The sequence below is a fragment of the Halorientalis sp. LT38 genome (assembly GCF_037031225.1).
GTDB lineage: Archaea > Halobacteriota > Halobacteria > Halobacteriales > Haloarculaceae > Halorientalis > Halorientalis halophila.
Genome location: NZ_JAYEZN010000001.1, coordinates 1,073,771 through 1,099,287, shown reverse-complemented (window position 1 = coordinate 1,099,287; position 25,517 = coordinate 1,073,771). Strand labels below are relative to the sequence as shown.

The following is a 25,517-nucleotide window of genomic DNA, read 5'->3' as shown; positions in this document are numbered from 1 at the left end:
ATGCTGAGATTGGATGAGAGGGTATCGAGATATGGTATCGTCTACTCTTGGCCAACTATGTAACCTGATTTGTTATCTTTAGACAGCTTCAGAAACGAGCCAGAGCTAATTTAGGCTGATATTACGGATATAGTTAGAATTATGTGATTTGGAAAATACACTTGCCGCGTGTGGGGGGATGTAACAGTGTCCACCGTCAGGATCGCCACCAAGCTGCGAAAATATCCAAATTTTCCTCCACAAACACTGACCGCCCTTTCCATCGCCCAAGGGGAGTATTCCGTAGTCAATCCTCAGGAGCGTTCCGTTCCAACTGGTCCCTCATGTTGCCCTCTCAAGCAAATCTAGCATTCAGGCTAGCAATCCGTGAAAGAAAACCATGAAATCGAGAAACAGCGATACCAGTGCCTGGAGAGTCGATTACAAACGTAGCTGTCTGCGGGTGTATCACAAATGAAGGCAACTGATGTTGTCTACGAGAAGGATACAGCAGTCAGTGAAACCAGAGCCCGCGTGTTAGCTATCAACGAAGCTCTCAACGAACGTCTTGAGTCACATCTGGATGATCGTAAACAGACAGTTTACCGTGCCGGTATTGTAGGTGGCATAGGGGCTATAATTGGGCTTTTGGGACTGGTCATTGCCAGTAGCCCATTCTGGGTGTTCGTAATTCTCGCAAGCATCGGAATCGCAGTAGGTGGATATGTATACGCGGATCAACAGTCCTCAGACATCGAGATCAAGGGGGTCGAGAAGGGGTACTGGAACGGCTATTGTATCCCACGAGGGCCAGAAAGTGTCGTTGTCTACGACGGCACGGACTCGGTTCCTAGAACTGAATTCAACTTAGAACGTCTCACCAGTACTGACCCCATCCAGAATGCCCACGAGCGTCTGGACGAGATCAATGAATTTCCGGTCATCATGCCCGAATCCAACGATCTAGAAAAGGAGGTAACGGATGTTCTTACAAGTGTGGAAGAAACACTTGATTCTTCGGAGGAGCAGACCGTTGAGGTTCCGGTCGTCCCGGCGGATTCACCGGAAAGTGAGACGCTCGAATATATCGCCGAACAGGCCGATTCAGAGACGTTCGAGTGGGGGAAGGCTATCGACGAGACGACTGCAACTGAAGACGTCGAGATGCTTTTCGAGCTCCAGAAGACAGCGGCTGAAGACGGTGGAGACGAGGCGCTAGAGGACATCTCAGAACGGAGTCAACAGCTTGTTGATGATCTCTCGGGATTACAGGAGACGGCCGTAGAACTCCTTAACGACCACGTCCAGACTGCCGCCGACGCGTTTGGAATAGTGAGCTATAACTTCTACTGTCCAGACTGCCTGCGAGACGACATCGATTCACAGGTGACCCTTTCCGATCCGGAGACCAGTGATTGGTACTGTGACACCTGCCGATCCCACCACGAGACCGAGAATTTGGTTCCGCGACACGAACTGAAAGATGACCTCGTCAATCCTGTGTGGGATCAGCTATGGGCCGAAAAGGACGACGAGCGACGCAAGATATACGGGAACATCGAGGATCAAAAATCGGACCTCAAGGAACGAGAGTTCGAACAGCGTCAGGAGGAGATACGCTCGGCGACGGATCGAATCCGTGATCTACGAGCAGAGATCCGAGACCTTCAGACGAAGGCGAAAGCGTCCAGAGGAACTGTCGATCGAATCGGCGAGTTGATGGTCAAATACGATCGCCTCAACGAACAGCGAAAAGAAGAGTTCCGAACAGACGTCGAAGAGAGTTTCGAAGATATCGACGAGAAGACAGAAGAGATCCTTGAGGAAACCCGGAACGAGGATCAAGAGCGGCTGGAAGAAGCCGAGCAGGCAGCCAAACAGAAAGCCGAGCTTCTAAGAGAAGAAGAGCGGCAGCGCGAGCGCGCGAAGTTTATCGCCGAACAACAAGCGGAGAACCAACGGATGGCGCACGAACAAGAGCGGGCGGATGCACGCACTCAAGCAAAAATGGAGCAGGAGTACGAACAACACGTCGAACAGCACAATTTCACCACGCGGGGGAAAATGAGTTCCTCGTCCGTCATCAACAAAGCCCGGTACGCGTGGGACCGACTCACCGGTGCATCAGTTCGAGGAGGGAAGTGAAATGGCGGGCAGCGATGACCTTCACCCGTTGCTCAAGCAGCTCATTAAGTCAACGAACAAAGTAAAAGAGGAAGTCATCGAACTCACCGGTGAAGTCAAGAAAGTCAGAGAGACGCTCAAGGAAGGATTTCAATCCATCAGTGATGCCATCAAGGAGAACATTCAGGCCCAGGCTGAGCTGAAAATGATGGAACACGTGATGGAGGTCGAGGCGATCGAACCGCAGATCGATGCAGAAGAAGAACAGATCGAGATCGAACGAGCGGAACTCGACGAGAGACTGGAGAATATCGACGAACGGTATGAGCAACGACACGCAGAACTTGATCAAAAGGCCGAGGAGCGGATCCGTGAACTCGGCGATCACATTTTCCAGATTAACGAAGAGCAATTCGAGGATGGCATCGAGAAGCCGTTCGTCGAACAGGTGACGACGGCCTGGGAAACCTTCCAGTCTCACAACGTCACAGTCAAAGAGGAACGCAACGAACGAATCACGGATACGACCGACTCTGTAGTTGAGTCAATTCAGGATTTCATCGACCGACAGGAATCATTGGTCGAAGAGATCCACGGACATCGACACACGAGCGGTTCAATCGTGGAGAAAACGACTGACGAGGTGAGACAGTTGCAGTTCCCGTACTACGTTGTTACGTACGAAGTTGATGGGGTGACGAAACGGGATGTTGTCGCGCCTTCGCACCTATCGACTGCAGAGAACGATAACTGGTGTGGGGCTGAACTCTCTTCAATCGGCGGTGCCGACCGTCTTCTGGATGACGCTGACGGTGTCTCCGAGGGCAACGTAGACTATCTGTCTTCGGACCGGGCGGTCGATATTATGTCGGAGTACGGCGAAACCTCGTTCGGACAATCGTATGCAGACGTCTTTGGCAAAACGTTGCCAGACCGGGTCCCAGTACAGACTACTGGAGGTGAGGACTGATGGCAGATATCGAAAAAACTCGTGCAGTCGTTGAAGCCAATGAAACTTACGACGGAAAACTGATTCCCACTGTTCAAGCTGAGTTAGGACGCCCAGTCCGGATTCGAGAGGGAGCAACGGTCCAGGGTGGAGTATATGGTGAGACAATAGATGTCGATTCCGATGGAACCGTCGAAGGATCGGTCATGGCAAGCGATGCTATCGAATTAAGCGATTGCCATGTACAGGGCGAGGTTGGATCACCCGGCAAAGTCGTTTGCGATGGTGTCCATGTCGAGGGGACCGTGACCGGTCAGCGTGTCCGACTCACAGACTGCATCGTTCGCGGAAATGTCGTCGGTGCACAGGTGATTCTCGAAAACTGTATCGTCCTTGGCATTACGACTAGTGACGAGGAGCTGACGATTGAGGACTCGCTCTGTTACACATTCAGGGCCCGCGGCAGTACGACGCTGATGGAGGTCACCACGATCTTACCCCAGGTTATAGCCGATGGACCGCTGGATCTACAAACGCCGGTTTCGGTGGCCGGTCTAGGTCCGCTCGATACTGGTACCAACGACGACGGTCAGGATCTCCCTCAAATGACGGACGAAGATCGGTATGTCCAAAACGATCGGACGTACCTCACGCTTGCTCCTCGTATTCTGAATCTCGAGAAGGTGACTGACCGACTCGAAGAACTCGAGGCTGCTATCATGGAGATCGTTGCTGACATGAACGGTGAGGGCCCGGCGGAGATCGACATTGATGTGGTGTTGTCGTCCCTCGATATCGATCAGGCCGGCTTCGCAGTGGACTGATGGTCGGCATCGCCCCCATTGCCCTCGCCGCACTCGCCGCTCTCTATATTGCCTATCAAGTATTCCGATCGATCGGGCCATGGAACGCCGTGTTGGCGCTTGGCGTCGGACTGATAATCGCCGTCCTCATCGGTGGTGCATGGAGTATCCTCTTGCCACCCCTGTTCGGATTGATGTCCGGGGTCGGCATCTGGGTCATCGTGATTGGCGTGATCAGCGCAGTTCTTCTGCGGATCCTTTGGTAAGCCTGGTCCAACCCTCTCTTTGCCTTGCGTTCAAAAATCGATGCTGTGAACTTTTTCTTTCAAATTCTAAGGAATACAGCACGAGACTGTAGTTCCAACGAGCAAAAAATTCAAAACACCTCTTGCTTGGGCTTACGTGACGGCCCGCACCGCTCGCCGCATGCCGCCTTCCGGTGAGCAAGCTCACCGGCGTCCCGCTCACTTCGTTCGCGGAACCTCCGCGTCGCTCGCGACCAACCATTCCGGGCATGCGCCGAGCAAGCTCGCCGTTCCGGGCTAAAGTGAATGTGCCTTCGGCGCCAGCGGGAAAGCGCGGGGGGCTGCGCAGGTTGCTCACCCCCCACGCTTTCTCCGCTGGCCGCTCGCTCCGGGCGGGTCGGCGCGCGGTGCTGGTTCGGGCCACGGCCGAAAGCGCGCGTCGCTCGCGCCCAGAAGGGCGCTCGCGGATCGTCGCGACGACCCCCGGATGGACCTCGTCTTGCGTACACACGTCGGGCGCGTACCAGGCGTCCGGATCGTCCGGCGGAACCGGTGCCGGCACCTGCCGTTCCCCTACCCGCTGGCTCATGTGTCGGCTTGGTATCGTTTTCCGACTTAAACTTACGGTACCGGCGGACGAAATCTGATGGATTTGATAGCACTTCGTCCCGCGAGGCTGGGCGACCGCCGCCCGGCGCTGTTTCTCGGCCTGAAACAGCGCTCCAGGCTTGACGTTTCCCCCGGTCCTCGATCAGGCCACACATGTCTGATCACGAGACGACGAACCGCTGTGGCGTCGGCATCCGCGGGGTCGCGATGGGGATTGACTCGGCCGTCTGGTTCCTCCTGTTCATCGTCGCCTTGACGATCGTCGGCGTCGCCACCGGGCAGGCGGAGACGACCGCGAGCGGCCTCGACACCGACCTCGAGGGCACCCCGGCCGCAATGGGACTGGCCCTCTGGCTCGGCCTCTCGATCGGGTATCACACGCTGCTCGAGTGGCGATTCGGGAAGACGATTGGGAAGGCGCTCGTCCGCATCCAGGTGGTCAGGGCGGACGGCTCGCCCGCGTCGTTCGGGGCGTCTCTCACCCGGAACCTCCTGCGACTGGTCGACTGGCTTCCGGCCTTCTACCTTGTGGGGATCCTCGCGCTCGCGCTCTCCGAAAAGCGGTCCCGACTCGGCGACCGGGCGGCGGGAACGGCAGTCGTGCGGGTCTGAGATCGGCTGGAATTGACCCGCTAGGGGTCACCGGCGTCGAAGAACGCGGCGAGCAGTTTCCGCTGGCCTGCCCTGAGGTGATGGAGTAACGTCGGTCCAGTGATATCGAGCGACGTGGCCACTTCCTCGGCGGTACTGTCTCGTGGCGACTCGAAGTAATTGGCGAAAAACGCGGTCCGAAGCACAGTCCGCTGGCGATCGGTCAGCCGTTCGTCCAGGGCGTTCCGGAACTCGCTCGCAGTCCTGTTGTCTCGCCTGTGTTCGCGCTTGGCGGCGACGGTAGCATCGTATTGTCGCGTAAACGCATCCGCGATCCGTCGGATGTCCTCGTCCGGCGGGAGTTCGACGACGATTCGGGCACCGTCCTCACCATACGTGGCCGACTGAAGCGTTGCCCCCTGACTCACCAACTGACCGAGTGGTGTCGCCTCAGCCAGCGTCGCTTCCACGGTGACCTCGTCGTCATGTGTCCCGATGAGGCGCGTACCGGTTACTGTCCCGAACGTTCTGAGTGTTCTCTCGACGATATCGGGAGCGTTGGTTTCGACCTCGAGATAACAGAGAAGTTGATCGGCATCGGGAACGAGACCCTCGACCGACAGCGTTGCCTCCAGTTCCGTTGCGGCAGCGACGAACGGCGCCTCGTGGTCGGTCAGGCGAAAGGTGAGTTCGACGACCGTATCGGAGAGCAGCAGCGAACGGTTGCGGGTGGCGTTGATGGCAAACCCGGCCATCTCACCGACCGTGTCAAAGTTACTTCGTTCGCGTTCGGTGAACCCGTCTCGATCGGACACGTAGATTCCGACCACGCCGTAGACGCTCGACCCGTAACGCAGGGGAACTGCCAGCAGCGACTGTACTCCGTCGGCGAAGGCCGCTCGGCGAATCGGTTCCGGGACGGACTCCTCTTCCCCTAGCGGGTGGACTGACTCCGGCGTGCCGCTCTCGATTGCACGGAGTTCCGGGATGGACGTCTCGTTCTCGAGTTCAGCTTCGATACATTGGAGCGTCCGGTTTGTCGTCCCGGCCGTTGCGCGGACGACGATGTCACCAGTACCTACCTCACGCTCGCCGACCCAGGCGAATTCGTAGATGTCAGTTTCGCCCAGCTGTGTACAGATCGTCTCCGCGATCTCTTCTCTGGTCGAAGCTGCTACGAGCTCCGCCAGAATATCTCCAACGAGTTCGTTCGTGATCGTCGAGCGGTCAAGATCGTCCCGAACCGCCTCCAGCCGACGTTCGGTTCGGTAGGCGGCTGTTCGGTCGCGGAGATACACCGAGACCGCGTCGCCGTGGGGTACGAGCGAGACGGTGAGCCAGCAGTCGAGATCCGGATAGTACTCCTCGAATGAGCGCTCCTCGCTCAGTGGCGTGTCCAAGGCCCGCGGGACACGTTCCTCGACGGAGGCGGGAAACACTGCGTCGAGAGACTCCCCGCCTGCGGTCTCCGCGTCGACCTGGAGGAGGTCAGCGGCAGCCGGGTTGATGGCACGGACGTACCCGTCCGGAGAGACGTCCAGTATCCCGACCGGCGCGTTCCGTAATCGTTCGTCCATGTCGTACCGACCTCTCGAGTATGATGAGTTACAAGTACCAGATACATATACCGTTCACGTCTCGTCGCCGGGTGACTCGACGTCGCCGATCTCGAACCTCGCTCCCCCCGAGGCGGACTCCGTGACTGTGATCGACCAGCCGTGGAGGGCGACGATACGGGCGACGATCGCGAGGCCGAGCCCGGTCCCATGCTCGTCGGAGCTAAAGCCAGGTTCGAACACGCGCTCGCGCTCGGCTTCGGAGATGCCGGGCCCGTCGTCGGCGACGAAAAAGCCGCTGGCATCGCCTGCGAGCTGTCCGACTACCACAGTGACGTCACGTCGATCGTCAAGGCCCGCTGGCTGGTGGGCTGACGACCCGTGTTCTACTGCGTTCCGAAACAGGTTCTCAAACAGTCGGCTGACGCGGTCTGCGTCGGCAATCGCCGTCGGTAGGGGGCGCTCGACGTCGAGTGTCGCGTCGTCGGTTTCGACGGTGTCCCACGCCGACTCGGCGACGTCGGTCAGCCCGACTGATTCCGCAGGCTCGACCACGTCGGCGCCCCTGGCGAGTGTCAGGACGTCCTGTATGATCCGCTCCATCCGGCCGTGGGCCTGTTCGACGTGATCGAAATGCTCGCGCTCCCCGCTTTCACGTCCGGCTCGAAGACGGGCCTTCGCGACGTCGAGCGGGTTCCGGAGATCGTGGCTGACCACGCTCGCGACGTGGTCGACGTCGATCCACTCTGCCCCGTCATCGAAGTCACAGCTCTGTCGAACGTGTGTGAAAACGAGAAACCCATCGTCCGATGGCTCGGGTGGCACGCTTTGGACGAGGTACTGTTCTGTGTGGCCGTCAGTATCGGACCCGCAAGACACTTGCACAGCGAGCCGACCGCTACCCGAGAACACGGCCTCGAAGCGAGTGGTGGGCGAACGGGGCCGTATGCCGATATTGTCCAGGGCTGCTGTAACAGCCGTTCCCGACGATATCTTCTCGAAGGCCTCCTCGAACGGGTCGTTGACGGACTCTACGATGGGTGTCCCGTCGTCGATCACGAAGTAACAGACCGGATCGGGCCAGTGAGCGATCGGAATCGACCGGTTATTCGCGCTGTCGCCGCTCACGTTGCTGCCCACCCCCTTCTGGGCAGTCGCGGTACGTGGCTGAGGGGTGGTATATCGGGATGCATCGTGCGATCGGTCTCGGTACGGGGTAGACGGCCGAGCGGTTTAATCACGGACTCTAGCTATTAAGATGCCTGCCGATATCGCCAGGAGTCGACCCGAAACCCACTGCTCGAGTATCGCCGTTTCGACGTGGCGAGTTGGCCGAAACAGGTCTCGGTGGGAGCGAGACGCGCGAGGGCGTGCCCGGAGTGGATTGTCTCCCGGACAAAAAACGAGGGGGGCTGTCCAGAGAGCGGGTGGGGTCGGATATTTCCAGTCCCGCCTCCGACCTCGGCGGGCAGCTATCGGTTGGAGTGGGTGGTAATTCAATCACTGGGCGGTGTTGCACCGCCTGAAACACTGCCAGACGGTCCGGATTAGAATTCGACTGACCCGAGGAGGGGGACCAAGCTAGCCTACACGTGTTCTTCGTAGGGCTGGACGACCACGAAGCCGCCCTCGCCGGCGAAGTCCATCTGGAAGCGTTCGCCCGATTCCTGGCCGATCATGTCGGAGAGGTTCGTGTTGACTTCCACGTCCGGGGTCGTACCGCTCCAGGCGACCGTCGCGCTCGGATCAGTCGAAACCGGCGGTTCCATGACGAGCGGATCGCCGTGGGTGGTAAGGGCGACGTAGCCGGGCCCTTCTAGGTAGACGTTGGTGAAGCCGCCGGCGAACGAGCCGGCGAGACTGTCGATGGTACTGATCTCGTAGTTCAGTTCGGATTCGAAGGCCAGGACGTCTTCACCGTTGACCGTCACCGATTCACCAGCGTCCAGTTCGAGAACCTGGACCTTCTTTCGTTCGTCGGCGAGGTAGACGTGTCCCTGCCCTTCGACGGCCATCACTGGCGTCCCTTCACCGGTGGCGGCTTCCTTGATGAACCCGGTGATTCCACCTTCGGCCGAGGCCTGCCCGGTAAAGGAGAGGTCTCCGGTGTACGCGACCATCGAACCGGCCTTGGCCATCACGGACCCCTCCACTGTTACGTCGAGGGCATAGCTATTCTCGAGCTGGAACGTCTCGTCGGTCTCTGTCGGCGCGTGGTCGGATTTGAACTGATCGATGTCCATAGTTTCACGGAGCCCGGATCTGACTCCGTCGGAGCATCGTCCCTGTGGCAACAAGAGTGGATCTGCCGAGTTTCAGAGTCAGAAACACCTGACAAAATGCATTGCTTAGTGCCCAAGACGCCGTCTACTTGCTTTCGCGGTCCACGTTCTCGAACGCGCTCAAGATCTCTGGTGTGTCGGTCAGCAACCGCCGGGCCCGCTGTTCGAGGTCTCGTGCACTGGTTTCCAGTGCCTGGTACTCGTCGTGGGCGTTGCATTCGTCAGCTGAGAGCTCGGCCGCGACGACTCGCCGTTTCGATTCGACACCGAAGTACTCACCGAGCGTCTCGTAGCCCAGAATGGTACACTGGTGTGTGACTGCTGCTTGCACGTCCTCCCTGTCGACTGGTTTACAGAGATAGTCGTCGAAGGGCATGTCGAGGATGTCGAAGCCGGGATCGATCGCCGTGATCATGACGATTCGACCGGGGAAGTCCCGTTCTTCGAGACGTTCGAGGACCTCATCCCCGGACAGGCCAGGCATATGGCGGTCCAGCAGGACGACGTCGATCCGGCGGTCATCGACTGCCCGTAACGCGGCTTCACCGTCGTAGGCCGTCTCGACGTCGCAGACGCCACGCAATCGGAGTGCGTACGCGTCCGCTACCTCCCGCTCGTCGTCGACTACCAGGGCACGCGGGAGCGCCTCGTCCGTCGGTTCGACCATGTCGGGTCACGCTCGATTCGGAGCGCATCCGTAATAACGGCTGTCGTTCCGCTTTCAGGAGACCGAACTCCGACGACATGAGGCTCTCGATCGCTCCGGGAATCGGTCCCTGAGACGTGCGAAGGGGCACACTGTCGCACAGACTATCGAACTCTATACTACTAGATGCGCCCTGATAGGTTGGTCTCGATAGTTAGCATGCGTCGATAGCAGGATACGGGGACTGGGTAGAAGCAACGATGACGACAAATCCACGACCCCGGCGACACGACCACACGACGACGCTCGAGTCACCAGCGGAGAAGCGACCGTCCGGAAAATCCGGGCAGGACCACCCGGAGGAGTTTCTTGACCTGTTCGGTGACGAGTATACCCGACTGGTGCTCGAAGCGGTCCTCGAGGAACCAATGAGTGGTGCGGACGTTGCAGACGCAACGGGCATCTCCCGAGCCACAGCGTTTCGGCGACTCAACGAACTCGTCGACTACGGACTCGTAGCGACGAGTCAGTATCTAGATACCGATGGTGGGCACCATCACAAACAATACTGTGCTGTGATCGATAGATTTTCCGTCACGTTCGACGAAGACGGACTCCAGATCGTCGTCGAAACGGAGTCAACGGCCGAAAGACAGTCACCAGTCCCGACTCGCGTTCCGGCAGACGATTGACTGATCGAGGGGCCGGCCGATACGATCGGTGGTCGGCTCTGCGAACATCGCTGACGGGTACACAGCCATCGGAACACGGAACATATGAATGCCATCGCTCGCGGAACGCGACTGGGAATCAGCACTCTGGCGGTCCTTCTAGCTGCTTCACTGCTGCTCTCGCTCTGGCGACATCGTCGCGACGCGACCGCTCGCTCGTTGCTCGGCGTCGCGACGGTCATGTTCGTCGGCAGCGTGCTCCATCTTCTGGTTGTCGATTTGAGTGGCTCGAGTGGGGTCGTCGATCTGACCGGCTGGGAACCGACTGCCCTGCTCTGGGTCGTGTTAGCGGCAACCGCGAGTGTAGTCGCCGGCGGGATCTGGTCACTGTTTGCATGTCAGTACACCGGTCGCGCTCGGCGACTGCGGCGAGTGCTCACCGCCGGTGTCGCGGTCGTCTCCATCGGGAGTATCAGCATCGCGGGACGTGCAGTACGCGTCGGCCCGGAGATCGCGCTCGTAAACGCGCTCACGGTGGGCTATATCTTGGTCGGCTTTCTCGTGACGGTGGGGATCTTCCTGTTACTGTGGGCCTCGATCGGACAGAACGCGTTTCCTGTCCGGGAACCGCTACTGTTGTCCGCTGGAATCGTCGTCCTGTTGTCGGGGATTCACGTCGCACAGGTGTTCGATCAGCCCCCGTTGTTTCCTGCGAGCGTCGCACTCTCGGGCGTCTTGTTTCTCGTCCCGGTGCATCGATACCCCGTCTTCGAGACGCTGCCGGCTGCGCGAGTGGCCGGCCGGGACCGCGTCATCGAAGAGATGACCGACGGTGTACTCGTCGTCGACCGTGCGGAGAACCTGGCTGATCTGAACCCTGCTGCCGAAGCGCTCTTCGGTGTGCAGCGCTCCGAGATCGTAGACGAGCCACTCTCGACGATTCTCGATCCGGTGATCGATCCCACTGACGTGGTCGAATCCCGGAACCCAGTTCGTGTGGAACTCGACGGCCAGACGACGCTTGAGATCACGGGTACTCGCGTCCGGGATCGACACGACCGGTCCGTTGGGACGCTTCTTCTCTGTGAGGACGTAACCGACCGACGGATCCGAGAAGAGCAACTGACCCTCCTCGGCGGGTTCGTTGCTGACGTGGTACGAAGCCACATGATCGAGGTCTCCGAGATCGCCGCCGATCCCGCTGATCGCAATCCATCACCCGATCGGAGTCAGATCGCCGATCGTATATGGACGACGACGACCGAACTCACGACACTCGTTGCACGGGCCCGAGATGTCGAACGGGCGATCGCCGCCGGGAAAGATGGAGCGAAACCTGTCATGGACGTCCGGTCCCGGATCGAGACGGTTGTGGAAACGGTAACCGAGGACGTCGATCTACCGATCACGGTCGATATCCCCGACGCCCCCCTCTCGGCCGTAATTTCTGGCCCCCTGTTCGAGGTGATCATTGAAACTGTGCTCGAAGACGCGGTGGAGCACGCGAGTGACGCCGTCAGACTGCAGATAACTGCCGATGAGCAGGTGACGGTCACGGTCACAACAGCCACTGACGGGCCGAAGGATCCCGCGCCGGTTCCAGCATCTGACGAAGCAGGCATCTCTGTGATCCGTCTCGCGGTGGAACAGGTCGGGGGCAGTCTCTCCGTGATGCGTGAGTCCGATGCACGGCGGCGTGTGACGATCCGCCTACCGACGACCACCAGTCAGATCGATCCTGCAGTGCGGGGTGGGCCAGAGGGTAAGTCATGATGTCCCTCGGCTGGATCGTCGCAGGGGCGTTTGTGGCCGCAGTTTGTCTCGTACTGGCTGGACGGGTGGCCCGGGACCGAGAACATCCTGGCGCGATCCCGTTTGCACTGCTGCTCTCTCTCGTCGGTTTCTCGACGGTGGCAATCCCGGTGCTTCGGACCAGTTCTAGGTCGATCGGGGAGGGGTCGTCGATCTACCTGCTCCTTCTTGGTGGGTCAGTCTTCACCGCGATACTCTGGATCGCGTTCGTGTTCGAGTACACCGGCCGGGGTCCAGCAATCACTCGCCGACGTGCTGTCGGGTTGGCTGGTCTCGGCTGTGTGACGATCGGGAGCACGCTCATTACGTGGGTCCACGAGATCGGAAAGATGGATCTCGGAGCGATCGGGCGCGTGTCGTATCTTTCGACGTTCGTCCTCCAGCTGACCGTATTTTCGCTGGGTTTGCTCGGAGTGTTCCTCATCGCACGGGGGACCCTCACGTACGATGACTTATCCAACGGGCGCGCGGTAGTGCTGGTGAGTGCTGGTACCGGGATCGCGCTCCTCCCGCTAACTATCGGGTTCGGGCAGCAGTTTGGGCAGTCCACTTCCCTGGCGGTCACGTTCGTGCAGCTTTCCGTCATCGGCGGAATATTTGCCACGTTGCAACTCCGGGGCGGTCTGTTTGAGCCGGGGCCGACTGCTGGCCATCTCGCCAGGGAAACGGTCCTCGATACATTGGAGCGGCCGATGGTCGTGGTCGATCGCGAGAACCGCCTTCTCGACGTGAACGTGGCCGCCAAAGACGTCTTCTCTATCGATAGGTCCGCTCACAGAGACCGATCGCTGGAAGATGTCGCCGGAATCACCGCAGAGACCGATCTCACCGATCCCGTTTCGATTTGGACGGCGGCGGGACGCAGAGACTTCGCCGTCACCCGCAACTCGATTACCGACGGGGCCGAGACCATCCTCGGTCGCGCATACCGCTTCCGTGACGTGACCGATCGCCAGACACGCGAACAACGGCTTCAGGTACTCAACAGAATCGTCCGGCACAACCTTCGAAACGATCTGGACGCGATACGCGGATTCTCGGAAACCGTTCGCGACGACGAAATACGGCCGGACGAAACAGAACTGTACTTGGAACGGATCGAAACGATGGCGAACGAACTCGTCGAGCTTTCGTCTGCTATCGAACGCTCGGAGCAGTTACTGACCGAACCGACGCTCGAACGGGGGCGATGTGATCTGGGCAGTGTTGCTCGAGAAGTGGCCGCTGAGTCTCGAGACAGGGAGATAACCATCGATACGCCCGATGAACCCGTAACGATACGATCCGATCGACCCGTACTACGGCTCATCCTGCAGGAGTTGGTGGACAACGCCATCGAACATGCGGATGGTGAGAACTCGGCCGCCGAAATTGAAGTGGCGCAAACATCAGATGGCGGAATCATTGCGGTACACGATGAGGGTCCCGGTATCCCCGAGCACGAAAGAGCAGTGTTGCTCGAAGGCGAGGAAACAGCCGTCATGCACAGTCGAGGGATCGGACTGTGGCTGGTATACTGGGGCACAACTCGGCTCGGGGGGCGCCTGGAATTCACAGCCCGGGATGCTCGTGGGAGTACTGTGACGGTTCACCTTCCTGACCTCCGAAATTGACCGACTCCCGGGGATATCGATGTCGAATCAGGGGTGATATCGCTCGCGATGGATCACGTCGGACGAGCCGTCGGCCGTCAGGGTGACGACAATTTCGTCGCCTTCGGGAGCGATTCCGATGACGCTGTGCGAGGCGTTCGAGACACTATCGAACGTCATTTCTGAGCCCTGCACGGTCGATTCCACCCGGAGGCGTCCGTCCCCGCCGTTGCCAGTGAACGTGATCCGTGCTTTGGCATCATACAGGCCTGTTTCCGGATCTTTGTCGAAGCTGATGCTCTCGACGATCCGATCCGACGGGGGATATCGTTCGCGATGAACGGGTCGAGATTTCTCATCTACCGTCACCGTCACGATCACGGCATCCCCCTCGGGGTTCAGGCTAAGGTCAAAATACTCGATGATCTCGGGTGTCTCGGAGGATCGAGACGAAAACGCGTTCCCTGCTTTCGCGGTGACACTGTCGGCTTGCAGCGAGTCAGCAAAATATACCCGAGCGCTGTCTTCTTCGGTGTCGAACGTTACGTCGTCGACGACAGGGATTTCGAGCGATGGACTCTCACCAGTCATTCGTATCCCCTGGGCGAGGATGACCCAGCTGCCCTCGTGGGTGACGGTCACGATGCGGGAATCGTTCCTGAATCCGGTTTCGGTTATGACCGTCGCTTCGACGATGGCGCTCCGTTCGCCATCTACTGTGTCCGCGATTGTGTCTTCACCGATATCGTCCATCGACAGAAGCGGGGCAGTGAGAACTGTTTTCACTGACACTTCGTGTTCGTCTGTTGCAACATCGATATCTGTGATCGTGCGCGTTGATCGCGTGAGGAACTGATCTGCATCTTCTGAATCCATGTTGTCCGGATGGAGCGGATGCACAGGATGGAAGTAGCCTTGGACTTTCGCCGCGTCATCAGTACTTGATTCCAGATACGCACGAACGACTGCAGTCGGTGAACCGTCAGTGGCAGTGCCACTGCCGTTGTCTTTGGTCCCATCGGTGGTATCAATGTCCGTCCTGGTGGGCGTGTCTGTACTGTTAGTCCGGTCGTCCTCGAACGAAACTGTACAGCCGGCGAGGGCGGTGAGACCGGCCAGTGAGAGACCACTGAGGTATCGTCGTCTCGTGATGCGGGGAGCCATTCCAGGCGTCGATACTACCGGGCTCCTGTTTAGGTGTGAGTGAGCGTTTCTCGGAACGATACACAGGGAAAGATACTTTCCGAGCGGACTTGGGTCCCCTTCCCTCAGGAAGGGGGAATGTCCACCTATCAGCCGGTATGCACGGATGAAGTCAGTATACTTTAACAATATCCGCTCGAATTCTGACGTATCCGGTTACCTGTTCGTGCTGGTGACCGGCTCTGACCTCCAATCATGCCAGCTTTTGATCGACGTCAATTCCTGGGAATCGGTGCCGCGGCGGCTGCTACAGCACTCGGTGGATGCTCCGGAACCGGGAGCACTGAGTATCCGGCGTATACTGACTGGATTCCCCCTGCAGACGACGGGCTCTTTACTGCATACATCGACCTTCGGATTTCCCAGGAATCATCGAAAGCCAATCAGTTGCTACCGGTGATCTTGCCGTCCAGAGACGACACGGATGTAACCGAATTTGTCCCCGGGTTCTCTGGACTCGACGAGATCGACGATCCGCTCCTGACGTTCCCTATCGAGGTCGGGGGTCAGATGATCGTGGCTGGCAATATCGGACTCGCCGCGTCGGGGCTTGGGTATCTCATCGATCCAGCCCAACCGACCCGTGGCGTCGAGGAACTCCTCGTCGCGAACGGCACCGTGATCGGGATCGGTGAGATAGACCTCGAGAAAGCCGACGAAAAGCTCCAAGCGGGAACGGAGGGAGTTCTCGGGGAGATCAGGTTCGAGGAAGCCGGCGAAATCGACAATTTTGCGCTGTATGAACCCGTTTCAGGAGATCTGGACGGCGTTACAGCAGTCAGCGAAACGGCAGTCCTGATAGGCGATACCCGTAACGAGATCCAGACCGTTATCGATACCAGAGGTAATAACCACCGGCGAGCCGTAGACGAGACGGACTCGTTCGGGTGGGGGGTCGACACTGCTGGTCATGGCCACTTGGCGATGGGCTGGTGCGGCGGTGCCGATCTTTCAGATATCTACATGGGCGATCCATCTGAGCGGCCTGCAGCGGACCTCGTCTCCACGGACGACGATGTGGTATCGTCAGTGACGTTTTCGGCTGACACTGAAAACATAACCGCCAGATTCGCCGTTCAGTCCCCCGAACTGGGAGATTCCATAGAAAATCGACTGAAGTCACGATTCGGTTCGGCGAGTCAGGAATCGTCTTTCACCGCCGAAAACGACAGGATTACAGCAACCGGAACGTACCCGGACGACATCCTCGACTTGGAGTTCACCGAACCGGAAGAGACTGTCGACGGAACAGAAACTACCGATAGCGGTGAGGGGACCGGGACCGGCAACCCACCAGCAAAGGTGGCTGAGGCGGTGCCGGACGGTGCATTCGAATTCTCGTACACGGAAAAGCAACAGATGGTACGTGTCGATTTCGTGAAAGAGTTCGAAGCTGACAAGGTGACGGTTCGCTCGGTCGAGGGCGAAGGGGAAACGTCGATATCGACTACTGGTTCGGTCACGTTTCTCAATGTGTTTGTGGATTCCGAGGGGGACGAGGTCATTGTGACAGTCACCGTCGACGGCGTCACGGGAACGGTCGCTCGGCGGGAGTTCCCCTGAGACGGTATGATGTGGATTCAGAGACTCCACTGACGGGCGTACGCCCTGTATCGGTCTATGTGCACTCGTCGGATGCGCCGCCGGCCTGCAGATGCAAGGAATGTGACGAAGGGGCTAGTGGCCCTCTTCGAATGGCATGACCGACTCCGCGGATTCAGACAGCGACGACCGCACTTGGCGCACCGACGGCAGCGGCGGGGGTCAGGGAGCCGTGACGGTCGGGGCCGCCCTGGAGGACACCCGCGAGGCGCTCTCGCTCGCCGCCGACCCGGACGTGACGAGCCGCGAGGCGGCGGCGATCCGGCGCGCCAGCCGCGTCGCCAGACTGCTCGACGAGGCGGTCCGCGTCCCCGGCACCGACTTCCGGATCGGACTGGACCCCATCATCGGCGTGCTCCCCGTCGCAGGCGACTCCGTGGCCGCGGCGCTGTCGCTGTACCCGGTCCTGGAGGCCTACCGGCTCGACGCCTCGCGTGGCACGCTCGCGAAGATGCTCGCGCTCGTCGGAATCGACGCCTTCATCGGGTCGATTCCGGCGCTCGGCCCGGTCTTCGACGCGTTCTGGAAGGCAAACGAGTGGAACGTGCGGGCGCTCGAACGGCACGTCAGGGGCGAGTGACGGACTCCGGCTGGGCCGGTCCCAGCCCCGGGATCGGTCAGCAGGCGCCGCCGCCGGCACCGCCCGCACCGGCTCCGGCGCAGCTCGCGGCACTCGCGCTGGCGCCTGCCGCGGCGGCCGCGCCGGCGACAACGATCGCCGCGTCGTCGGTCTGGCTGTAGTCCTTACACTCGCCCCACGCGACGGGCGCGATCTCGTCGTCGATGTCGTCGGCTTCGAGGAGCGCCTCCCGGAGGTCCGCGACGCCGAATCCGGGGTCGGACGTATACCGGTCCACGAACTCGTCGGTGAGCGCGACCCGACGACACGTCTCGGCCTCGAAGAGGCCGTCGCCGTCGAACGTGAACTGCACGTCGTAGTGACGGACGAACACGTCCTCGAAGGGCGTCTGGAGCGCGTCGGTGGCTTCGCCCACGAGGTCCCAGACCAGGGCCATATCCGGCTCCTCGACGTCCTCGCCCAGGGAGAACCGCGCGACAGGGACGACGATCGGTTCGCCGTCGGGCCCCTCGTTGACGACCGCGATCCCGGTCACGCCGCAGTCCTCGACAGCGTAGCTGCCGCGTTCGACCGCGTCTCGCAGCCGTTGGTCGGCCGTCTCCTGTCGTGATTCGAGGTCGACCTGTTCGTCTGGGGTGTCGTCGCCGAGCAGTCGTTCGAGCAGGGAGGGCATCGGTGCTCCGTTCTCCCAGCGAACACTTCGTCGTTCGGGTGCCGGTCAGTTTGATCAGGAACTGGGATTCGGGATCGGTGTCCGGAACGCTCAGTTCGCCACCTCGGCGGTCTCTAACGGCGGACCGGCCTGATTGGGCCACTCGGCGCTCGAACCCCACGTCCGTGGCTGCGACGCCGCTTCGTCACTCGCCACCGATGGGCGCGAGCGAGACGACCATGACCAGCGACCCGAGGAGGATGACGCCGGTGCCGCCGAGAAACAGCGTGCGGGTGATGCTGGGGAACCGGCCGAACACGTGGACGAACACACGGAGGTTGAAGCCGACCACGAGCAGTGCCCCCACGGCGTCGAAGACGAGGTCCAGGGCGGTGTCGCGCCAGCCGTAGTGGACCAGCACCGGTTCGACGTCGTACCGCTCGGCGACATCGCGGGCGACGAGTTCGATCAGTTCCCAGAACACGCCCACGATGAGGGTGTAGCCGACGGTCAGCACGGCGATGGCGGGCGTGGAGGCCGCGAGCGTGACGACGAGGGCCGCGTACACGAGCGCGGCCACCAGCGCCGCGGAGACGGTGTGCGTGAGGTGGTCCCACCACCAGACGGACTCGTAGAGCCCCAGCATCCCCAGCGAGTGGAGAACGCCCGCCGCCGCGATCCAGATCGTGACGGTCGCATCCACGGTGAGGGGTCGGCCGAACACCGCGTCGACGACGAACACGACGACTGGGGGCAGCACCGCGATGCCGAGCGCGAGGAGCGCGTTCGCGACTGCGGCGAGGTTTCGTCGCCGAACGGCTTCGACGAGCGTCACGGCGATCGCGACCTGGAGCGCGACTGCCAGGAGCGAGAGTGCGTCACTCATCGGTAGGGTGCCTCGTGGCGAACCTGGCGGGTTGTGACGCTCGGCTCCCTCATTTCACCGGGAACTGACCGTCGCGGCACAGGAGAACCTACCGGTCGACGCCCGTTCGCTGGGCGCCGTCCGGCAGATAGCGGGCCGGCAGCCGCGTCAACAGGGACGGGGGGAGGAGTGACCCGAGCACACCGCCGAAGAGCCACTCGGCGATCGACGGCAGCACGCGCCGGACGGTCGCGTACGCGACGGCGACACCCAGGCCAGAGAGTACGAGCAGTTCGAGGCGACCGTCGACGGTCGCGACGAGCGGGGCGGCGAGGACGCCCGACAGCAGGAGGTCGCTCGGCGAGCCGTCGTACCCGACCCACCGCCGGGGTGCGATCCACTGGCCGTTGTAGTGGTCGTAGACGGCTCTGTCGGAGGTCGCCTCCCAGGGGCGCAACTCCAGGCCGCCGCCGAAGACGTCCGTGACGCTGTGGAGTGCCGCGGCCAGCAGGAAGAGGGCCAGTCCGACCGTCGTCGCTGTGGGAGCGAGCGCGGCGATCGCTCCCGCCGGCAGGGCGAGGGCGGCGAAGTACACGGGGTAGTGCAGCGTCTTCCGGTGCCCGACGTACAGATCGAGATCCGGGAAGACGCCCCCGACGAACCCGGCCGCGAAGGCGACGCTCGCGTACTCCGGCGCGACGAACGCGACCGGGAGCGCCAGTGCCATCCCCGCGAGCGCGTGGGTCGGGAGCATCATCGTGTCCTATTGCAGGGGACAGAAGGATATGAACGTGTCGGTGGTCGGACCGGACGGTCGAACGGACGGCCTCGGGGCTTCAGCCGGCCAGTTCGGCCGTCTCGAACAGCGGATCGAAGTCGTCGGGCAACTCGGCGTGGGCTCGCTGCAGCTCGTCGTGGCCGCCGTGGGCAGCGATGGCGGCCATGAGCGCGCGGGCGTGGATCACGGCGTCCTCGGCGTCGACGCCGAAGCCCTGGCGTTCTGCGACCAGGGTGACGAACTCCTCAACGTCGCGCTCCTCGTGGGTCTCGGCGCGCTCGGTGATGGCGTCGCCCAGCGCGCCGGGGAGGACGACTCCGAGGGCGTCGGCCTCCGCGGTGGGGACGGACTCCCCGAGCGTGAGCAGCGTCTCGATGGCCGCACGCTCGGCGTTGGCCATGTTCCCGATGCCGGCCCGGTCCCCGAAGTCGTCCACGATGGTGTCGTAGTCGGTTCGCATCGAACGACCCCTGGTTTCCCCCCGGTCGGCTTGAATATTCGGACCGGTTCGAGACGCGTTACTGGGGGCCGCCCGACGGCCGGTCGGACCGGTCGCTGGCGCCGCCGGTCAGGGCCTCGCCCGCTGGCTCGTCCTCGGTCGCGAACGCGGGGGTGCCCCCCGTGGACGCGGCGTCACCGTCCGCGTCCGCGTCGCCGCTCGCTGCCGCTCGTTCGACCTCGGTGAGCAGTTCCTCGGCGATCTCGTCCCGCAGGACGAAGGCTGGCGCGAGTCCGTGACACATACACGCACACCAGGGGCTGGACGCGGATAAGTTACGGGTCGATCCCAGACCTCCCTGTTTACGGGGCGGGTGCGCCAGCGGTGTGGCGGAGGATGTCGGTGGTGGTGAGGATGCCGACGACGCCGTCGTCGTCCATGACGGGGAGGTGGTTGAACCCGCTGTCGAGGAGGTGTTCCGAGGCGTCCGCTACGGTGGTGTCCGGCGCGACGGTCTCGACGTCGGTGGTCATGTAGTCGGCGACGGTGGTCTCGTCGGTGGAGACGTCGTCGGCCGCGGCCTGGACGTAATCCGTCGAGGTGAGGATACCCACCGGGTCGCAGTCCGCGTCGATGACGGCGATGGACTTGATCTCGGTGTCGCGCATCGCCCAGGCAGCCTCCGAGAGGGTCTCGTCGGCCGCGACGGTCAGGACCGGCGTCGTCATCACGTCGCTGACTGCAGTGTCGCTCATACTACACTCACGCCCCCCCACGCCATACCCCCTGGTTTTGCGGCGAGTGTTGACGGGGCACACGATTGTGCTGGACCATCTCGACTCGGGGATGGCCGCGCGCTCAGTCGTCGGCGAGGGCGGTTTCGCGACCGTAGATCCGGTCGACCTTCTCGGCGTACTCGTCGAGGATGTTGCGGCGTTTCTTCTTCAGTGACGGGGTCAGCATGTCGTTTTCGGGGGTCCACTCCTCGGGGGCGAGCGCGAACTCCTTGATGGTCTCGTGTTTCTCGAGGTTCCGGTTGACAAGCGAGAGGTCCTCCGCGATCCAGTCCTGGACGCGCTGGTCCTCGCAGATGTCGTTCCGGCCGGCCGGGAGCTGGATGTTCCGGTTGTCGGCCCACCGCTCGATGGCGTCGAAGTTCGGCACGATCAGCGCGCTGACGAACTTCTCGTCGTCGCCCATCACCATGATCTGCTCGATCCGGGAGGACGTCGAGAACCGCTCCTCGATCGGCTCGGGCGCGACGTTCTTCCCGGTGTCGAGCACGAGCAGGTTCTTCAGCCGGTCGTGGTAGACCAGGTAGTCGTCGTCGAGGCGCTCGACGATGTCGCCGGTCCTGAACCAGCCGTCGGCCGTGAAGGCGTCCTCGGTCTTCTCGGGTTTCTCCCAGTAGCCCTCGGTCACGTTCGGGCCCTTGATCAGGAGTTCGCCGACGAACCCCTCCGCGTCCGCGAACTGGTCGTCGGACACCTTCGACGGGTCGACCCGGATATCGACGTCAGCAAGCGGCGGGCCGAGCGTCCCGGTCTGGAGGTCCTCGGGCGCGTTCGCCGTGACTACGGGTGCGGCCTCGGTCAGCCCGTAGCCCTCGAAGATGGGGATGCCCATCCCGTCGAAGAACTCGGCGAGCCGGTCGCTCAGACTCCCCCCGCCGCTGACCATCAGGATGATGTTCCCGCCGAGTTCCTCCCTGACAGTGCTGTAGACGAGTTTGTCGGCGATCGCCCGTTTCACCCGCAGCCCCATTCCCGGGCTGTCGGCGCGACTGTACTGGCGGGCCACGTCGACCGACCACTCGAAGACGCGCTCTTTGAAGTCGGAACCGCTGGCCTGCTCGCGCGCCTGGGCGTAGATGCGCTCGTACACCCGCGGGACGCTCGACCCGCCGTGTGGCTGGATCTTCTTGAGGTCCTCGCCGACCGTGTCCGTGCTCTGGGCGTAGCCGACCGTCGCGCCCGCGGCGAACATGCTGAAGTGCCCGACCGTCCGCTCGAAGACGTGCGCCAGTGGGAGGATGGAGATGGCCCGCTTCTCCGAGTCGAGCACGGGAACGTCGTCGCCCTTGTCCGGCCGCGGCCCGACGCGTTTGCGGATCTGGTTTACGTTCGCCCGAAAGTTCTGGTGGGTCAGCTTCACTCCCTTCGGCTTGCCCGTCGTGCCAGAGGTGTAGACGAGGCTCGCTAGATCGTGTGCGTCGCGTTCGTCGAGCCACCCCTGATACTCGGCCTCGTCGAACTCGTCCGCCCCGCGGTCGTAGACGTCCTTGAGCGTGTAGATCTGGTCGACGTGCTGGTACTTGTCGAGTTCGTCGATGACGACGACGAACTCCAGACTGAGCTCGTCTTGCACCCGGACGAGCCGGTCGAGCAGTTTCTCGTTCTCGACCACGACCCCCGTCGCGCCCGGGTCGTTGAGCAGGTACTTGATCTGCTTGGGCGAGGACTCCGTGTAGATGGTCGTCACGACGCCACCGGCCGCCAGGATGCCGAAGTCCGACTGCGCCCACTCCATCCGCGAGTCCGACATGATGCCGACGCGATCGCCCGCCGACACCCCCAGATCACGAAAGCCGGCGGCGAGGGAGCGGACGATCCGCCCCATCTTCTCGTAGGTGATCGACGTGTACGCGCCCGGATCGGGTTCGTCGACGACCTCCGGCGTCATCGATCGGGGGTAGATGCCCCCTTTGTACATCTGTGCCTCGCCGTCGCCGAAGCGCTCGACGCTCCCCTCGAACAGTTCCGGAATCGTGCCGGTCCCGATCACCTCGTCCTCGTACTCCCGTTCGGCCTCGAGCCACTGCGGATCCCCCGACGTCATATTTTCCGTGTCTATCTCTGTCGTAATATGTGCCGCGGTCTGACACCAGCGTGCGCTCCCGAGCTTACTCCACCCAGACTTCGCCGAAGGCGTCGAAGAAGTCTGCACCGGTGTCGACGGGGACGTGCCGGGCACCGAGGCGATCCGCGACGGCCTCGACCGCGTCGCGGTGGTCGTCGAGTCGGTCGCGGTACCGCGTTTCCACCGAGCCGCCGAAGTAGGTCCGCAGCCGGGTGTCCCGCTCGGGATCGCGAAAGATCGTGTCCCCGCGCGCCGGCGGATCGCGCTCGTCGGGGGCGAGGACGTGGGCCAGCGTGAGGTCGGTGCGCTGAAGGGCGCCCAGCCCGGCCTCGATCTCGGCGGGGTCCGCGAGGAAGTCGCTGGCGACCAGCACGAGCGACTTCGAGTCGATCGTCGCGGCGTAGTCCGCACAGGCCGTCCGGAAGTCGGTCTCGCCCGACGGCTCGATCTCGTTACAGCGCTCGATCAGGCGCAGAACCTCGCCCTGGGTCGCGCGGCCCCGATCCAGTCGGTCGAAGGTTTCCCCGAGCAGCGACACCCGGAAGTCGTTGCCCTCGGCGGCGGCCAGCGCGGCGAAGCCCAGGCCGAGTTTCGCGGCGAACTCGAACTTGTGCGGGGTCGCACGCTCGGTGCGGTCGCCGCCGAAGTCCATCGACGCGCTGGCGTCGAGCAGGATATGTACCGTGAGGTTGCGCTCGGCCTCGTACTGCTTGACGTAGAGCTCCTCGGTCCGGGCGTACACCCGCCAGTCGACCAGCCGGGTGTCGTCGCCCGGCGTGTACCTGCGGTGATCGCTGAACGTCAGTCCCTCCCCGACCTCCGTCGAGCGCTGTTCGCCCTGCCGGACGGCGTCGACCCGGCGCTGGACGGAGGGGTCGAAACGCGCCAGTTCGTCGAGGAAGGCAGGTTCGATCACAGCAACGCCTCGATGACGTCGTCGGCGGTCACGCCGTCGCGCTCGGCCCGGAAGTCCACGACGACCCGATGGCGCAGCACCGGTTTCGCCATCGCCTCGACGTCCTCGCCCGTGACGTGGGCCCGTCCGGCCATGAACGCGCGGGCCTTCGAGAGGACGACGAGGCCCATGCTGGCGCGGGGGCTCGCGCCGTACTCCAGTCGGTCCGCGGTCCGGGTCGCGCGCACCAGTTCGACGGCCCGATCCCGGAGATCCTCGGCGATCGGGACCTGCCGCACCAGTTCCTGTGCGCGCAGCAGGTCCGAACTCGTCAGGTGCTGCTCGACCGGGATCGGTTCGTCCACGCGGCCGGTGAACCGGTCGACGATCTCCCGTTCGGCCCCCTCGTCTGGGTAGTCGACGAGAATCTTCGCCAGGAAGCGGTCCTTCTGGGCCTCGGGCAGGCGGTACACCCCTTCCTGCTCGACGGGGTTCTGCGTCGCCAGGACGAAGAACGGGTCGGGAAGCGCACGCGTCTCGCCGCCCGCCGTGACCTGCCGTTCCTGCATCGCCTCCAGCAGCGCGGCCTGGGTCTTCGGCGTCGCGCGGTTGATCTCGTCGGCCAGCACGACGTTGGCGAAGATCGGACCGGGCTCGAAGACGAACTCGCGCCCGTCGCGGGTCTCGCGAATGATCTCGGTGCCCGTGATGTCGCTCGGCATCAGGTCCGGCGTGTTCTGGACCCGCGAGAACGAGCAGTCCGTGACCTCGGCGATGGTCCGGACGAGCATCGTCTTCCCGAGCCCGGGCGTGCTCTCGAGGAGTGCGTTCCCGTCGGCCAGCAGGCAGGCCAGCACCTGATCGAGCACGGCCTCCTGGCCGACGAGCCGCTTTTGCACCTCCGAGCGCACCGCGCCGAGTCGTTCCTGGAGCCTGTCCACCGCCGCGTCGTCGATCTCTGTGTCGTCAGTCATCCGAATCACCAGCCTGCACGCGCAGGTTGTACTCGCGGACCAGGTCCGCGTCCTCGAGGTTCCGGTCGGCCGCGAATCCGGCCTCCCGGGCCGCGACCGCGTCGTCGCCCGCCGAGAGCCCGCTGTCCTCGTACTCACGCACCTCGTCGCCCGCCCCGCCACCGCTGCCGGCCGAGACGTTCAGGTCCAGTTCGTCTCGCCCCTCGGCCGCCTGCTTGCGCTCGCCGAGGACGTCCTCGGGATCCTGCAGTTCCGACCGGCCGTTGTCCGGCCCGACGAAGGAGTCGTCGGACTCCCCCTCGTCCGGCGCGGTGCCCTCCGGCGCGAAGGCGACGCCGGCGACGGCCGCCTGGACGGTGAGCGCACTCGCGAGGACGACCACGAGCGCGCCCGCGGAGAGCCACCTGGTGTCGAGGAAGCCGGCGGCGCTCGTCCGCTGGAGCCGCTCGGTCACGTCCCGGTAGCACCGCCGGGCCATCGGCGTATCCTGCGCTTCGGTCGCCGCGTCCCGGGCGGTCCGGAGCGCGTCGGCGACGACCGGATTCGCCGCCTCGAACCGCTCGACCGGGTCGCCGCGAACCCTGAGCCAGAACTCGATGGTGCCGACCAGGAGGCCGACGCCAGCCGCCACCAGCGTGGCCCCGCGGAGCGGGCCGATCGCCGGCAGCGAGAATTCCAGGGCCCGGGCCAGCAGGTTCGCCACCAGGAAGACGGCCACGGCGTCGACCACCGCGTGGAGGGCTGCGGCCTTGCGGTCCTCGCGTCTGATCGCCCGGATCGCGCGCTCGATCGTCTGGCGTTCTTCACTCAT

General features: G+C 62.4%; 25 protein-coding genes. 10 read left to right on the top strand and 15 right to left on the bottom strand.

Going from position 1 to position 25,517, the window contains the following annotated elements; genetic code table 11:
• Nucleotides 1-453 precede the first annotated feature (453 nt).
• The 5 genes from U5918_RS05725 (at nt 454) to U5918_RS05705 (ending at nt 5,321) form a co-directional block, all read left to right on the top strand.
• Nucleotides 454-2,124 (top strand): hypothetical protein, encoded by a 1,671-nt coding sequence (locus U5918_RS05725; RefSeq protein WP_336000156.1) that lies wholly within the window; start codon nt 454-456, stop codon nt 2,122-2,124.
• Complete coding sequence (locus U5918_RS05720) at nt 2,099-3,073, top strand: hypothetical protein (protein ID WP_336000154.1); 975 nt, start codon at nt 2,099-2,101, stop codon at nt 3,071-3,073. The genes U5918_RS05725 and U5918_RS05720 overlap by 26 nt, the downstream gene beginning before the upstream one ends.
• Nucleotides 3,073-3,876 (top strand): polymer-forming cytoskeletal protein, encoded by an 804-nt coding sequence (locus U5918_RS05715; RefSeq protein WP_336000153.1) that lies wholly within the window; start codon nt 3,073-3,075, stop codon nt 3,874-3,876. Before U5918_RS05720 ends, U5918_RS05715 begins: the two co-directional genes overlap by 1 nt.
• Nucleotides 3,876-4,121 (top strand): hypothetical protein, encoded by a 246-nt coding sequence (locus tag U5918_RS05710; protein WP_336000152.1) that lies wholly within the window; start codon nt 3,876-3,878, stop codon nt 4,119-4,121. Before U5918_RS05715 ends, U5918_RS05710 begins: the two co-directional genes overlap by 1 nt.
• Before the next feature lie 741 nt (nt 4,122-4,862).
• The gene (locus U5918_RS05705) at nt 4,863-5,321 is read left to right on the top strand and encodes an RDD family protein (RefSeq protein WP_336000151.1); all 459 of its coding nucleotides are present in this window, start codon (nt 4,863-4,865) and stop codon (nt 5,319-5,321) included.
• 20 nt (nt 5,322-5,341) lie between these two features.
• Here the strand turns inward: U5918_RS05705 and U5918_RS05700 are convergent, their stop codons facing one another.
• The 4 genes from U5918_RS05700 to U5918_RS05685 form a co-directional block, all read right to left on the bottom strand.
• The gene (locus U5918_RS05700) at nt 5,342-6,877 is read right to left on the bottom strand and encodes a bacterio-opsin activator domain-containing protein (protein WP_336000150.1); all 1,536 of its coding nucleotides are present in this window, start codon (nt 6,875-6,877) and stop codon (nt 5,342-5,344) included.
• A 54-nt stretch (nt 6,878-6,931) separates the two neighbouring features.
• A complete protein-coding gene (locus U5918_RS05695; RefSeq protein ID WP_336000149.1) occupies nt 6,932-7,915 on the bottom strand; it encodes a sensor histidine kinase in 984 nt (327 codons plus the stop codon).
• A 527-nt stretch (nt 7,916-8,442) separates the two neighbouring features.
• A complete protein-coding gene (locus U5918_RS05690; protein WP_336000148.1) occupies nt 8,443-9,099 on the bottom strand; it encodes an AIM24 family protein in 657 nt (218 codons plus the stop codon).
• 124 nt (nt 9,100-9,223) lie between these two features.
• Nucleotides 9,224-9,805 carry a response regulator gene (locus U5918_RS05685; RefSeq protein ID WP_336000147.1) on the bottom strand — a complete coding sequence of 194 codons (582 nt, stop codon included), beginning with the start codon at nt 9,803-9,805 and terminating at the stop codon, nt 9,224-9,226.
• A gap of 239 nt (nt 9,806-10,044) precedes the next feature.
• Here U5918_RS05685 and U5918_RS05680 point away from each other — a divergent pair, with 239 nt between their 5' ends.
• The 3 genes from U5918_RS05680 (at nt 10,045) to U5918_RS05670 (ending at nt 13,880) form a co-directional block, all read left to right on the top strand.
• Nucleotides 10,045-10,476 (top strand): ArsR/SmtB family transcription factor, encoded by a 432-nt coding sequence (locus U5918_RS05680; RefSeq protein WP_336000146.1) that lies wholly within the window; start codon nt 10,045-10,047, stop codon nt 10,474-10,476.
• A gap of 84 nt (nt 10,477-10,560) precedes the next feature.
• On the top strand, nt 10,561-12,228 hold the full coding sequence (locus U5918_RS05675; RefSeq protein ID WP_336000145.1) for a PAS domain S-box protein: 1,668 nt from the start codon (nt 10,561-10,563) through the stop codon (nt 12,226-12,228).
• Complete coding sequence (locus tag U5918_RS05670; RefSeq protein ID WP_336000144.1) at nt 12,225-13,880, top strand: sensor histidine kinase; 1,656 nt, start codon at nt 12,225-12,227, stop codon at nt 13,878-13,880. Before U5918_RS05675 ends, U5918_RS05670 begins: the two co-directional genes overlap by 4 nt.
• Before the next feature lie 27 nt (nt 13,881-13,907).
• Here U5918_RS05670 and U5918_RS05665 read toward each other — a convergent pair whose 3' ends face one another.
• A complete protein-coding gene (locus U5918_RS05665; protein ID WP_336000142.1) occupies nt 13,908-15,023 on the bottom strand; it encodes a hypothetical protein in 1,116 nt (371 codons plus the stop codon).
• Nucleotides 15,024-15,257: 234 nt separating this feature from the next.
• On the opposite strand from U5918_RS05665, the gene U5918_RS05660 reads away from it, so the two are divergent.
• The gene (locus U5918_RS05660; RefSeq protein WP_336000141.1) at nt 15,258-16,625 is read left to right on the top strand and encodes a hypothetical protein; all 1,368 of its coding nucleotides are present in this window, start codon (nt 15,258-15,260) and stop codon (nt 16,623-16,625) included.
• Between the two features lie 136 nt (nt 16,626-16,761).
• Nucleotides 16,762-17,244 (top strand): DUF4112 domain-containing protein, encoded by a 483-nt coding sequence (locus U5918_RS05655; RefSeq protein ID WP_336000139.1) that lies wholly within the window; start codon nt 16,762-16,764, stop codon nt 17,242-17,244.
• A gap of 37 nt (nt 17,245-17,281) precedes the next feature.
• Here the strand turns inward: U5918_RS05655 and U5918_RS05650 are convergent, their stop codons facing one another.
• The 10 genes from U5918_RS05650 to U5918_RS05605 form a co-directional block, all read right to left on the bottom strand.
• Nucleotides 17,282-17,917: a hypothetical protein gene (locus tag U5918_RS05650; RefSeq protein ID WP_336000137.1), complete on the bottom strand. Its 636-nt coding sequence runs from the start codon at nt 17,915-17,917 to the stop codon at nt 17,282-17,284.
• Between the two features lie 184 nt (nt 17,918-18,101).
• Complete coding sequence (locus tag U5918_RS05645; RefSeq protein WP_336000136.1) at nt 18,102-18,782, bottom strand: DUF2238 domain-containing protein; 681 nt, start codon at nt 18,780-18,782, stop codon at nt 18,102-18,104.
• Nucleotides 18,783-18,870: 88 nt separating this feature from the next.
• On the bottom strand, nt 18,871-19,518 hold the full coding sequence (locus U5918_RS05640; RefSeq protein ID WP_336000134.1) for a metal-dependent hydrolase: 648 nt from the start codon (nt 19,516-19,518) through the stop codon (nt 18,871-18,873).
• Between the two features lie 79 nt (nt 19,519-19,597).
• A complete protein-coding gene (locus U5918_RS05635; RefSeq protein ID WP_336000132.1) occupies nt 19,598-19,999 on the bottom strand; it encodes a DUF2267 domain-containing protein in 402 nt (133 codons plus the stop codon).
• Between the two features lie 58 nt (nt 20,000-20,057).
• Entirely contained in the window at nt 20,058-20,282 is a 225-nt protein-coding gene (locus tag U5918_RS05630; protein WP_336000131.1) for a hypothetical protein, read from the bottom strand.
• Nucleotides 20,283-20,340: 58 nt separating this feature from the next.
• Nucleotides 20,341-20,733, bottom strand: coding sequence for a CBS domain-containing protein (locus tag U5918_RS05625; RefSeq protein ID WP_336000130.1), 393 nt, complete (start codon nt 20,731-20,733; stop codon nt 20,341-20,343).
• 103 nt (nt 20,734-20,836) lie between these two features.
• Complete coding sequence (locus U5918_RS05620) at nt 20,837-22,816, bottom strand: AMP-dependent synthetase/ligase (RefSeq protein WP_336000128.1); 1,980 nt, start codon at nt 22,814-22,816, stop codon at nt 20,837-20,839.
• A 64-nt stretch (nt 22,817-22,880) separates the two neighbouring features.
• On the bottom strand, nt 22,881-23,753 hold the full coding sequence (locus tag U5918_RS05615) for a DUF58 domain-containing protein (protein ID WP_336000127.1): 873 nt from the start codon (nt 23,751-23,753) through the stop codon (nt 22,881-22,883).
• Nucleotides 23,750-24,706 carry an AAA family ATPase gene (locus U5918_RS05610; RefSeq protein WP_336000125.1) on the bottom strand — a complete coding sequence of 319 codons (957 nt, stop codon included), beginning with the start codon at nt 24,704-24,706 and terminating at the stop codon, nt 23,750-23,752. The genes U5918_RS05615 and U5918_RS05610 overlap by 4 nt, the downstream gene beginning before the upstream one ends.
• Nucleotides 24,699-25,517 (bottom strand): DUF7502 family protein, encoded by an 819-nt coding sequence (locus U5918_RS05605; protein ID WP_336000123.1) that lies wholly within the window; start codon nt 25,515-25,517, stop codon nt 24,699-24,701. Before U5918_RS05605 ends, U5918_RS05610 begins: the two co-directional genes overlap by 8 nt.